Annotated in this window: 5 protein-coding genes; 1 reads left to right on the forward strand and 4 read right to left on the reverse strand. The window is 61.8% G+C overall.

The features are described from left to right. The first annotated feature begins 69 nt into the window (after positions 1–69). Positions 70–1,413 (forward strand): amino-acid N-acetyltransferase, encoded by a 1,344-nt coding sequence (gene argA / locus ATE40_RS16370; RefSeq protein ID WP_154747479.1) that lies wholly within the window; start codon positions 70–72, stop codon positions 1,411–1,413. A 42-nt stretch (positions 1,414–1,455) separates the two neighbouring features. Here argA and recD read toward each other — a convergent pair whose 3' ends face one another. From recD to recC, 4 genes are all read right to left on the reverse strand, one after another. Beyond that, positions 1,456–3,306, reverse strand: a complete 1,851-nt coding sequence (gene recD / locus ATE40_RS16375) for an exodeoxyribonuclease V subunit alpha (protein ID WP_063917942.1) — start codon at positions 3,304–3,306, stop codon at positions 1,456–1,458. Beyond that, positions 3,303–6,854 carry an exodeoxyribonuclease V subunit beta gene (recB, locus tag ATE40_RS16380; protein ID WP_063917943.1) on the reverse strand — a complete coding sequence of 1,184 codons (3,552 nt, stop codon included), beginning with the start codon at positions 6,852–6,854 and terminating at the stop codon, positions 3,303–3,305. Before recB ends, recD begins: the two co-directional genes overlap by 4 nt. Further along, positions 6,851–9,739, reverse strand: coding sequence for a pitrilysin (gene ptrA, locus ATE40_RS16385; RefSeq protein WP_063918000.1), 2,889 nt, complete (start codon positions 9,737–9,739; stop codon positions 6,851–6,853). Before ptrA ends, recB begins: the two co-directional genes overlap by 4 nt. Before the next feature lie 232 nt (positions 9,740–9,971). Beyond that, complete coding sequence (gene recC / locus ATE40_RS16390) at positions 9,972–13,343, reverse strand: exodeoxyribonuclease V subunit gamma (protein ID WP_063917944.1); 3,372 nt, start codon at positions 13,341–13,343, stop codon at positions 9,972–9,974. Between the last annotated feature and the right edge of the window lies 1 nt (position 13,344).

Below are 13,344 nucleotides of genomic sequence, written 5' to 3' on the forward strand. Positions count from 1 at the left end.
TCTTCATGACGATTTCCCACTTGCCATCGGCACAATAAAAGAATAAAAATACAAAAATACCGTATAAATATGCAAAGAGGTTTGGCCGTGAAGGAACGTAGTACAGAGCTGGTGCAAGGATTCCGTCACTCAGTCCCCTATATCAACGCCCACCGCGGCAAGACGTTTGTCATCATGCTCGGCGGGGAAGCCATCGAACACGAGAATTTCTCCAACATCGTCAACGATATCGGGTTGCTGCATAGCCTGGGCATTCGCCTGGTGGTGGTTTACGGCGCGCGGCCGCAAATCGACGCCAATCTGGCTCAGCATAACTATGAGCCGATCTACCACAAACACACCCGCGTGACCGACGCCCATACGCTCGAACTGGTCAAGCAGGCTGCCGGCCTGCTGCAGCTCGACATCACCGCCCGGCTGTCGATGAGCCTCAACAACACGCCGTTGCAAGGCGCGCATATCAACGTAGTCAGCGGCAACTTCATCATCGCGCAGCCGCTGGGCGTCGATGACGGCATCGACTACTGCCACAGCGGCCGCATTCGCCGCATCGATGAAGACGCAATCCACCGTCAGCTCGACAGCAACGCCATCGTGCTGATCGGCCCGGTCGCGGTTTCGGTCACCGGCGAGAGCTTCAATCTGACGTCAGAAGAAGTGGCTACCCAGTTGGCGATCAAACTGAAAGCGGAAAAAATGATCGGTTTCTGCTCCTCGCAGGGCGTAACCGATGCCGAAGGCAATATCCTTTCCGAGCTGTTCCCCAACGATGCGCAAAAGCGCCTTGAAGAGCTGGAGGAAGGCGGCGATTACCATTCCGGTACCGTGCGTTTCCTGCGCGGCGCGGTGAAAGGCTGCCGCAGCGGCGTGCGCCGCAGCCACCTGATCAGCTATCAGGAAGACGGTGCGCTGGTGCAGGAACTGTTCTCGCGCGACGGCATCGGCACCCAAATCGTGATGGAGAGTGCCGAACAGGTGCGCCGGGCGACGATCAACGACATCGGCGGCATCCTGGAGCTGATCCGGCCGCTCGAGCAGCAGGGCATCCTGGTGCGTCGTTCGCGTGAACAGCTGGAGATGGAGATCGACAAATTCACCATTATCGAACGCGATAACCTGACTATCGCCTGCGCGGCACTGTACCCGTTCCTGGAGGAAAAAATCGGTGAAATGGCCTGCGTGGCGGTGCATCCCGATTACCGCAGCTCTTCGCGCGGCGAAATGCTGCTGCAGCGGGTAGAAAACCAGGCGCGGCAGATGGGGTTGAAGAAGCTGTTCGTGCTGACCACCCGCAGCATCCACTGGTTCCAGGAGCGCGGATTCACTCCGGCGGAGGTCGACGTGCTGCCGATGCAAAAACAGGCGCTGTACAACTACCAGCGCCGTTCCAAAATCCTGCTGGCCGATCTGTAATCCCTGCGGGCGCGGCCGTTCCTTGCCGCGCCCTTTTGCCGCTTATTCCGCTGTCTGCAGCCGTTCAGCCAGCCCGCTGCGACGCTGGGTCGGCGTGCGAATGGCCCGCAACAGCACCGCCTCCGTAGCGTACAGCGAGAGCTGCTTGCGCGCACGGGTGATCGCGGTATAAACCAGCTCGCGCGTCAGCACCGGCAAGAAGTGATTCGGCAATACCAGGACCGTATGGTCAAACTCCGATCCCTGGGACTTGTGCACCGTCATGGCATAGGCGGTTTCATGCGCCGGTAAACGGCTCGGCTGCACCGATTTGATGCTGCCGTCCGGCAGTTGGAAATGCACGCGCAGTTCCCCCTGTTCATCCGGCAGCGTAATGCCGATATCCCCATTGAACAGCCCCAGCGCGCTGTCGTTGCGGCCGATCATCACCGGCCGCCCTCGGTACCAGCGGCCGAGCACGCCCGGCTTACGGTCGATCAGACCGGCGCGCTGCAACCCGAGCTCAATGCGCTCGTTCAGGCCGGCGACGCCGAACGGCCCTTCACGCAACGCGCACAGCACCTGGAAACGGCCAAAGGCCGCCAGCACCGTCGCTGCGTCCGCGCCTTCGGCGGTCAGCCGTAGAGAATCGCGATAGCCCGCTACGCAGGCATCCAACAGCGCCTGATACTCTTCACTCGTCGCCAGCGCATAGCCCGCGACATCGCCGAAACTGCCCTTTAGTGCCGCCAGCGCGCGATCCCCGGCACCGGCGTTAACCGCCAACGCCAGTTGGCCGATGCCGGAGCGGGCATCGAAGCGATAGCTCTTGCGCAGCAGGCATAGGCTGTCACGCACCGCCGCTTCTGCGTCAGCCTGCTGCCCTTTGATCGCACAACCGGTCAGGCGGCTCAGCTCTGCCGCGCGCACATCGCTGTATCCCTGCTCGGCAAAACGGCAAATGTCCCCCAACACCGCACCGGCCTCCACCGAGGCCAACTGGTCACGGTCGCCAAGGAAAATCACCCGTGCCTGGTCGGGCAGCGCGGCAATCAGGCGCGCCATCATCGGCAGATCGACCATCGAGGCCTCATCCACCACCAACACATCCAAATGCAGCCGGTTGCCGCGGTGATAGCGCATGCGCTGGCTGTTCGGCTGCGCCCCCAACAAACGGTGCAGCGTCGCCGCCTCGGTCGGGAACAGCGCCTGCTGCGCCGGGGCCAGCGCCAGCTGGCGGCTGGCGCTGCCGAGCGACTCCGTCAGGCGCGCCGCCGCCTTGCCGGTCGGCGCCGCCAGCTGAATGCGCAAGCGAGCGCTTTCATCCAGCTGTACCAGCGCCGCCAACAGTTTGGCGACGGTGGTGGTTTTACCGGTGCCCGGCCCGCCGGAAATGACCGCAATACGCCGCGTTGCAGCCACCGCTGCGGCGATTTTCTGCCAGTCGGGCTCGTCGCTCGCCGCGCCGAACAAGCGATCGAGAATGGCACGCAGCTCCGCCTCCGGCACCGCCAGCGATTCGCCTTCACCACCGATAAACGCCGCCACTTCACCTTCGTTTTGCCACATGCGCTGCAGATATAAACGCGGCCCGCGCAGCACCAACGGCGTAGCGCCGCTGCCGTCTCCGACCGCCGCACTGGCCGCCAAACGCTGTTGCCAACGCGCGCTATCCGGTCGCCCGGCGGTTTCCCACATCGCCAGCGCCAGCGCCGGCTGGCGCCCTTCAAACAGGGTGTCCGCCTGCAGTTGATCCAGCATCAGGCAGACGTGACCGGCCCCTGCCTCTGCGCTCAGGCAGGCAGCGGCCAGCAAAATATCGGGTTCGTCTTCGCTCGCCACCACGCGGGCAAACTGCACGTCCAGCGGCCGCAGCGCGCCAAGCGCCACCGCCTGCTCCAGCAGTGCGATCATGATTCTTCCTCCGCCGCCGCAGCTTCGCCGCTGAACAAGCGATCCATTCCCGCCACCAGCTCAAACTCGGGGAGACAGGTGAAAATGCCGTTGCCCGGGTGCGCCGCATCCACGCCGCGCAGGAACAGATAAATCACCCCGCCGAAGTGGCGCCGGTAATCATAATCCGGCAGCCGATGACGCAGATAGCGATGCAACGCCAGCGTGTAGAGCTGGTATTGCAGATCGTAACGATGCTCCGCCATCGCCTGCTCCATCGCCGGCCGGGTATAAGCGCTGCTGTCTTCCCCCAGCCAGTTGGACTTGTAGTCCAGCAGGTAGTATTTGCCCTGCCAACAGAACACCAGGTCGATAAAGCCTTTCAGCATGCCCTGCACCTGATGGAAATCCAGCGCCGGGCAGCGAGCGGAAAGCGGATCGTAACGCTTCACCAGAGCATCGAGCTCCTGCGCCTGCAACAGCCGGTTAATCGGCAAATAGAACTGCAACTCCGCCTGCTTGTGCTGCGGCGTTAGCGCCGCCAGCGTCACGCCGCTGCCATCGAGCGGCGTGTTGAGCAACACCTGCATCCACGTCAGCAAAATCGGCTGCCAGTGTTCAGCGAACCCTTGCTGTTGCAGCTGTTCCAGCAGCCACTGTTCGTCGAGCGGCTGGGTGAAGTCCAGCGTTTCAAACAGGCTGTGCAGGAAGGTGCCGGGCGTCGCGCCGCGCGGGAAAGTATGCGGTGTAAGCGCTGGCTCACTTTCTTCCCCCCGCTCGCCGGCGGCGTCGATATCCAGACGCGGCAGCAGATCCTGCATCAGGCTCGCGCCGTGCTGCTGCAAACCGGTATAGCTGGTCACCCGCCAAAAATCCTGGATCCGCCGGGTAAAGCTTTTCGCCGCCAGCGCTTCGGCCAACGCCGTCTGGGGCTGCCAGGGCACCTCGTCCGGCGATTCAACCAGCGACAGCGCAATGCCGCCACCCGCCAATTGCTGCAGGCGCTCCTGCAGATACACGGCGTCGCCGGGCTGCCCGCCCTGCACCAGATAACCCAATGCGCTGCGGTGCAGATCGGTATCGCCCTGCTTCTTGCGCGTGCCCTGGAACAACGGCGCGATGCCGATGCTGCAGTGGTACACCGAGCGGGTCAGCGCCACGTACAGCAGACGCAGGTCTTCCGCCAAGCGCTCCTCCTCCGCCCAGGCCTGGCTCTCTTCATTGGCATCGAGATCCAGCAACGCCTGGAAACTGTGGCGATCGTGATACAGCGCCTGCTGCTGCTGGCGGAAATTGCCGACGAACGGCAACCACACCAGATCGAACTCTAGCCCCTTGGACTTGTGAATAGTGATCACCTGCACCAGATGCCGGTCGCTCTCCAGCCGCAGCTGCTGATTGTCGGACTGGCGATTGGGCTGGGCGATCTGCTGCGCCAGCCAGCGCACCAGCGCATGCTCGCTGTCGAGCTGCGCCGCCGCTTCCTGCAACAGCTCTCCCAGATGCAGCACATCGGTCAAACGCCGCTCGCCGCCGGGGCTGGCCAACAGGTTCTCCGCCAGCTGGCGCGCTTTCATCACCTCGCTCAGCATCGGCAACACGCCACGGCGCAGCCAAAGCGTGCGGTAATTATCGAATTCGTTAACCAGCGCGTCCCAGGCGCGCTCATCGCGGCTCAGGCCGTCCAGCGTCGGCGCATCCAGCCCCATCAGCCCGGTGGCCATAGCGCTGCGCAGCGTGCGTTCCTGCTCCGGTGCCAACACCGCCTGCAGCAACCACAGCAGGTCTTTGGCTTCCGGGGTGTCGAACACGCTGTCGCGGTTGGACAGGTAGACCGACGGAATGGACAATGCGCTTAGCGCATCACGCACCAACGCCGCTTCATTCCGGCTGCGCACCAGCACCGTAATATCGGAGGCTTGTACTGGCCGAGATTCCTTGCCGCCATGCAGCCGAGCCAGCCCCTGTTGCCCGGCGCTAAGCCAGTCGCGAATTTGCGTGGCGCACAGGCGCGCCATCAGCTGTTGGTAATCGCTTACACCCGCGCCTTCCCCCTGCTGCAGCCAGAACTGCATCGCCGGTTGCAGCTTGCCGTGCAGCTCAAACGCCAGCCCTTGGTTCTTTTCCGCCGCGTTGACCTCGATAAAGGGGATTTGGCCGAACAGGAAAGGTTTTTCTACCTGAGAAAACAGGTGATTGACGCTGGCGACCATCGACGGCGACGAGCGCCAGTTGGTCTCCAGCGTATAGTGGGCGCTCACCTCTGAACGCGCACGCATGTAGGTGAAGATGTCGGCTCCGCGAAAGGCGTAAATAGCCTGCTTGGGATCGCCGATCAACAGCAGGCCGCAATCGGGCCGGCCGACGTAAAGCTTTTGGAAAATACGGTATTGCTGCGGATCGGTATCCTGGAATTCATCGATCATCGCCACCGGGTAACGCTGGCGGATCGCCTGCGCCAGCTGTTCGCCACCGCCGCTTTGCAGGGCGCCGTCCAACCGGCTGAGCAGGTCGTCAAAACCCAACTCGGCGCGCTGGCGCTTTTCCTGCTGAATGGAGGTGCGGATTTCGCTGAGGGCACGCGCCATGATTAAATCACGCAACGTCAACGGCTCATCGAACAGCTCGTCGATCGCTGTAAACAGCGCATGGCGCGGCGGTTCGCCTTTCTTGGTCTTCTCCAACAGCACCGACTGGCGAAACTTGTCCAACTCCTTCGGCAACTGGTAATCCTGGGTTTCCTGCCCGCTCCATTCGCCGACCTTGTTCAGCCAGTTCGGCAGGTGCTTGCTGCTGTAGCTGCGCTTATCGACGCCGGACTGAGCGATCAATGCCTCCAGATCGCCCGCCGCCGCCCGCCATTGCGCCTTGATGGCGTCGATGCGCGCAACGATCTGCTCATGGCGCATCAATACGGTTTCTTCGTCTTTCGGCGGCCGACGCAGCGCCGGCGCTTCGCCGTGCAGATAACCGGCAAGATCTGCCAGCAACGCTTCCGGGCCGCTCCACTCCTGGCTGATCGCACGCGCCACGCCCAGCGGCAACGGATAGCAATGACGGCGCCAGAAATCTGCACAGGCCTGCCGCCGCAGCGGCAATTCGTCTTGCACCAGCGTTTGTTCAAACAGCATGCCGGACTCGAAAGCGTTGTGGGTCAACATCCGTTGGCAAAAACCGTGGATGGTGTAGATCGCCGCTTCGTCCATTTGCCGCTCCGCCGCCAGCAACTGTGAGGCGGCGTCGCTCAAATCGTCGATTTCTTCCATCAGCGCCGAAAACAGCGGATTGGCGCTGACGCCCCGCACGCAGGCGATGCGCAGCCCGTGAATATTGTCGCGGATGCGCCCGCGCAGCTCCTCGGTGGCGGCCTCGGTAAAGGTCACTACCAGGATTTCTTCGACCGTCAGCGGACGGGGAAACGCCGCTTCACCGCCCAACCCCAGCAGCAAACGCAGATACAGCGCGCCGATGGTGAAGGTTTTGCCGGTGCCCGCCGACGCCTCGATCAGGCGTTCGCCGAACAGCGGTAACGTCAGCGGCTCCAGCCTTTGCGGGGCGATTTCCGTCATGGCGTCGCCACTTTGCGCGGCAGGATCTGCTGCAATGCAGAGGCGTTCGGATAGGTGACCCAATCCTTAGGCGCCGCGTAATCCGCTTTGTCTTGCCCGCTGCCACTGACCTGCGACAGCACCGCCAGCCCTTGCGGCTGGATCACCGCCTGATGGAAATAATCCGCCAGTTTGGCCGGCGTCAGCTGTTGCACCTGCGCGATCAGCTTCTGCCGGGTATCGAAAGCGAAATTGCCGCGATCGAAATCGTTGGCGAACCGGCTGGCTTCCTCACTCAACGTTTGCGGCCGCTGCTTCAGTTCATTGATCAGCGCCTGTTTGTATTGTTCAAAATCGGCCTCGCTCATTTCACGCAGACGCTTCTCGGTTTTCGGGTAGAAATCCTGATAGCGCTGGTACAGGTAGGCCGGCTGTTTGCTGTTGCTCTGCAGCAGGAAGCCGACGCCCCACTGGCGCCCCACCGACATCGGGAAGGCGAAGACCGCATACCCCAATTGCTCCTGAGTACGCAGCTGGCTGTAGAACCACGGCTGAATGATCTGCCCCAGCAGCGAGCTGTAGGCCATGCCGGTCACTTCGTCGTAGCCGGTCGGCACGTAGACCGCCGCCAGCGCCGAATCGGTGCTGCTGCCCACCTGTTGCAGGTTGGCCAGCTGATCCTTGTCCACCACCACGTCTTCGCCGTGCCACCATTCGATGCCGGTACAGCCCAGACGATGTTTCAGCGTCGACGCCAGCGTATCGACCTGTTGCTTGCTCATGTTGCCCACCACCAGCAGCTCCGGCGTGGCCTCGGCCAGCAGGCTGTCGCGATAGGCCAGCACGTCTTTCAGCGTCAGCGTCTTCAGCACTTCGCGGCGCTCGCTGCGCTCGGAGTACGGCACGCGTGAAACCATTTGCACCGGCTGAATGGCCAGCTCGAACGCCTTGCCCTTCTCGGCGGCGTCCAACTGCTCCAGATACCAGGACTTGGCCTGCGCCAGCTGATCTTCCGTCGGCGTGAAGCTGGAATAGCCCTCGATCAGCGCAGTCAGCAACTGCGGCAGACGCTGGGTAAAGCCGTTGGCGTTAAACATCAGACCGTTATTCGGTGAGGTCGAGAAGCTCAACCCGCCGACCGACGCCTGATAACTCAGCTGATCCAGCGCGAGGCCGGCCAGATAATCCGTCAGCGAGAACAATACCTGGTTGCGCGCGGAATCCATGGTTTTGGCGTTGCGGAAAGCGACGGTGACGTCGGCCTTCGGCTCGTCGGCAAAGTAGCGGCTCGGCATGTACAGCACGCGCAGACCGGGTTTATCCACCACCATTTCCGGCTTTTTGAACTCGTGCGACGGCTTGGTCAGGGTAAAGTCATCCGGAATGTACGGGTTGAGCGCCGGTAATGACAGGGAAATGCCGCTGCCCAGTTGCTGCCACTGCGTGAAGCGCTGCGGCGTGATTTTGTCGACCTGGTAAGGCGCATTGACGAAATAGGCCGTCTTGTTGTGCGGTTCATCCGGGCTGACGAACCAGATGCGCGCATTTTGCGGCGTCATGGCGTCCAGGCGTTCGGCGATCGCCTTAGGATCATAGCGATCGGCCAGGTAAGGCGCGTCCAGCGCATGCTCAACCGGCACGCGCAGCATGGTGTCCACCAGCCATTCGATATAGTCCATGTCGCGCGTGATCGAGGGATAACGGAAGTCCAGGTTCAGAACATGCGAGATTTCATCGAAGTAGCTCTGCTTGATGCCTTCGCTGCGCAGCATTTTCAGGTAATTGAAGATGGCGGCGACGACCTCGTCGCGCTTGGCCAGGCCTTTGTCGGTCAGGGAAACGCTGATGGCGAAGACGCCGCCGTTGCGATCCACCATCGGATCGGCGCCGGCATTGATGGCGTCCGCCAACCCCTGTTTCTGCAGCCAGTCGGACAGCGTGTTCTTGCTGCGGTTGCCGATCAGGTAACTGATGTAGGTATCGGTTTTGCTGCGAAACGCGGCGCTGTTGTTATCGATGCGGAACTCGACCTTCAGCTGCTTGCGCGGCTGCGCCGGGACATAGTGAATGATGATGCCTTGCTGTTCCGGCGTGACGGCCGGCACGGTGATCGGCGGCACGCTGGCGTCGTGATTCGGCACGCGGCCAAAGGTTTTCGCCGCAATGTCAGCCAGCTGCGACAGCGGCTGATTGCCGTACAAAACGCCCATCATCAGGTTGGCGGAATAGTAGCGCTTATAGAAGCCGGTCAGTTCATCGTGCAGCTTGCTGTCCGGCTTGTCTTTCAGCGTGTCGAGATTGCCGCCGGAGAAGCGCGCGCTTGGGTGCGCCGGGTTAAGAGTTTCCGCGCCGACCTGCGCCATACGCATGCCGTCGCGCGAACGCGCCATCGTCAATTCGGCATTCACCGCGTTGCGCTCGCGATCGGCGTTGCCCGGATCGAGCAGCGGCTCGGCAATGGCGTCGGCCATGCGATCGACCGCCGGCTCCAACGCGTCATTTTCCACTTCCAGATAGAAGGCGGTGCGATAAGAGGCCGTACTGGCGTTGTGGCTGCCGCCGTGCTTTTTCAGGAATTCGGACAGGTTTTCCGGCTCTGGATAGCGTTTGGAGCCCATCAGCACCATATGCTCCAGATAGTGCGCCAACCCCAGTTGGCTGTTCGGATCTTCGAGAGAACCGACCGGCAACGCCAGCGCCGCCAGCGACTTCGGCGCCTGGGCGTCTGACACCAGCAGCACCGTCATACCGTTAGCCAGCTTGATCGCCTCGTACTGGCGCGGATCGTGCTCGCTCTTGTTGATCTTCTCCGCCAGCGGTTGCCATCCTTGCGCGGCCCAACTCAACGGTGCCCAACACATAGCCAATAATACTAGCCCGGCGATACGGGCCAACTGTCTGCGCATATCCAAAATAAACCCCTATTCCGACGTCGCTACGCCCACTCCCTGACGTTGGCGACGTGCATCAAAATCACATAACCAAATCTGTACTCGCCGAGTTCTCCGCCAGTATGTCGGCCTGAGAAACGGCGGGTATATGCCTGTACGTTATGTAAGACCGGGAATCACCCCAATGGTTGAATATAACCTTCGTTATTTTTACCACCTCGCGCCGCACAGCACCACCGGGGGATTGTTACCCCAGGTTATGTCGCGCCACCGGCAGCAGATAACGCTCTGTTTCGGCCAGTATTTGCGCTAAGTAGTCATTGTCTAACTGTCGGAACACTCGCTGCACGTAGGGATCTTCCCCTTCGCCGGGAATGCGCTGATCGCCCTGCCAAGCCTGCAGCAATTTGGCGCGGGCCTTAATTTGCGCGTCTTCCTCCCAGTCGATTTGCTGTGTTTCCGGCTGATAGCACTGACTCAGCCATGCCCAGCCGCTCTTGTTCAGCAGCAACAGCGGCTGACACAAACCGCGCTGATAGCCCGCCAGCAGTTCCGCCAGCTGCGCTTGCGCATCTTCAGGAGCCAGCGCGGCAAAGCGCCAGGCGGAGTTCTTGCGGCCGTAAATGCGGCTCTCGCCGGTGCCGCCGGCGCAGCAGTACACCAGATGCTCCAACCACAGCAATATGCCGTCCACCGCCGATAGCGTGGCGGGCCGCCAGCGCAGCAGGCCGTCATCCTGCACCTGATGCAACCAGCCGCTGAGGCGCACGCCGGCTATCTCGATATCCAGCTCCAGGCTATGGCTCGGTGTGCGCTCCGCACGCACCTGTTCGGCCAGTTCGCTCATTTCTTCCTGCTGCTTTTGCCAATAGATTTCGCCGAAAGCGCCATAAGGCAAGCCGCCGGCGGCGCGCACCCGCTGGAATAGCCGCTCGGGATCGTCGCCGTCGATCAGGGTATTCAGCAGTTGGCTGTTGAATTGGTAGCGGCTGAGATTATCCAGCGTGAAGGGCTCTTCGTCCGGCAGTTCGGTCTCTTCCAGGATGAAACTGACGCCCAACCGCAGCTGGAAGAAGGCGCGAATCGGATGACGGTAAAACCGCAGCAGCTCATCCAACGAGACCTGCTGCAACGCCTCGGCGGGCAGCGGTTGGTTAAAGGCCGGATGCGCCGCGCCACGCCCGTCGGCGGCGGGCAACCACTCGGCGGCATAGCTTTGCTCCTCCGAGCCCGGCAAGAAATTCTCGGCGGCGAACGGCATGCGCGCGTGCCACGTCAACAAGTGCTCGCCAACCCGTTGGGCGCTGTCGTCCGCGCTGAGCTCTTCATCTCCCGGCAGACAATAGCTTTGTTCGAGGTACTCCAGCAGCTCGGTCACCAATACTGAAGGATAGCGCGGGCTGTTGTCTTGGATGGAACGGCCGATGAAGCTGATATACAGCCGCTGTTGCGCGGACAGAATCGCCTCCAGGAACAGATAGCGGTCGTCATCGCGGCGGCTGCGGTCACCGCGTTTGACCTGTTGCGCCATCAGATCGAAGCCCAGCGGCGGCAGCGTGCGCGGATACACGCCGTCGTTCATACCCAGCAGGCACACCACCTTGAACGGAATGGAGCGCATCGGCATCAGCGTGCAGAAGTTGATTTGCCCGGCGAGGAAGCGCTGGCTGATGCGCTCCTGATCGAGCCGCGCCGCCAGATCGTCGCGCAGAATGGTCAACGGCACCTCATCGGGATAGCGGGCCGCCAGGCCAAAATTGATGGCCTGCTGCCATTGCTGCTCGATCAATGCCAGCACCACTTCGGTGTCGCTGTCCGCAACGAAGAAAGCATCCAGCAGTTGCCGGCACAGCGGCAGCCACGCGTCGAGCGAGCGCGCCTCGCTCAAGATTTGCCGCCAATGGCTGAGCTGCGCCAGCAGATCCGCCAGTTGTCCCGCCAGTTCGGCGACCAATCCGCTCGACTCGTCGTAAGGAAAAATGCCCTGCCAATCGCCGGCATTGCTGTCCATCGCGTAGCCGAGCAGCATGCGCGTAATGCCGAAGCGCCAGGTATGCTGGCCAGTGGCGGGCAGATCCAGTTCGCGCACATTATCGTCGTCCAGGCCCCAGCGTACGCCGGATTCACCCACCCAATGACGCAGCAGGCGTAACCCCTCTTCGCCAATGGCGAAACGGGCGGCCAGGGCCGGCACCTCCAGCAGCGCCAGCACCTGCTCCGAAGTAAAGCGGCTTTGCGGCAGATCGAGCAGAGAAATGAACGCCTGCAGCGCCGGATGCGCCTGGCGTGCCTTACGGTCGGAAATGGCGAACGGCAGGTAGCGCTCGGCGGGGGCATTGCCGAACACCGCCTGAATGTAAGGCGTGTAGCTGTCGATATCCGCCACCATCACGATGATATCCCGTGGCGTCAACGAGGGATCCTCCGCCAGCATGGTCAGCAGCCGATCGTGCAATACCTCCACTTCCCGCTGCGGGCTGTGGCAGGCGTGCAGGCTGAGGGAACGGTCTTGCGGATCGAGCGGGCGCTTGCTGAAGCTGCTTTCCAGCGTATCCGCCGTAATGCCGATTACCGCATAGTCTTCCAGCTCCAGCATATCGCGCTGAACGGCGTGCAGCATGGTATCGGCCGGGATATCGACAAAGGCGTCGACCTCTTGCGCCCCCTCCATCTGCGACAGCAGATAGAGGTGATCGCGCCCCAGCTTGCCCCAGGAGGCCAGCAGCGGGTTGCTGAGCTGCTGCTGCCCTTCGGCGTCAAACAGATGCGCCGCGTCGCCAGGCTCGCGAAACAACCCCTGTTCGCGCGCCTGATGGTAGTGACGACGCTTGCGGCTCTGCAAGCGGGCCAGGAAAGCGTAATCCTGAATGTCGCCCCAATAGTAGCGGCAGGGGTTGGTGAACATCAGGTGGATATCGATATGCCGCCCCAGCGCCTGCAGCGCCTCCAGATAAACCGGCGGCAGCGCTGAAATACCGCAGATAAACACCCGCGGCGGCAAACCGGCCGGACACGTTGTCGCCTGCTCCAGCGCGTGGATAAAGCGACTGTACAAATTGGCGCGATGCCATTCAGGCTGCCCCAGCTCGCGCGTGTATTCCACCAGACGCACCCAGAGCGGCGCCTGCCATTGCTGCGCCTCCGCCAGACCGTCGATGCGCTCGCCGCGCTGCCAGCTCTCCAGCCACTGCGGGCGGTAAACCAAGTATTGGTCGAACAGGTCAGCTACCCGGCCGGCCAACTGGTGGATTTTACGCTTGTCGCCGTCATCGGTCAGATAGTGCTGCAGCGGCGCGAACGCCGGCTGGGTCAGCATCTCCGGCAGCAGCCACATCAACTTCCAGGTCATGGCGTCCTTGCTGAAGGCGCTCTCTTTCGGGATATCCGGCAATACCCGGGTGAACATGTCCCAAATGAAGGTCGCCGGCAGCGGAAACGCGACATTGGCGGCGATGCCGAACTGTTCCGCCAGCTGCATTTGCAGCCATTGCGCCATGCCGGGGCTCTGCACCAGTACCACTTCCTGTTGAAAAGGATCGGCCAACGGATCTCTGGCTATCAGCGCGCTGGTCAGCGTTTTCAATAAATCCAGCTGATTGGAATGATAAACCGTGAACATG

Origin of the sequence: Serratia surfactantfaciens (assembly GCF_001642805.2) — a bacterium.
GTDB classification, from domain to species: domain Bacteria; phylum Pseudomonadota; class Gammaproteobacteria; order Enterobacterales; family Enterobacteriaceae; genus Serratia; species Serratia surfactantfaciens.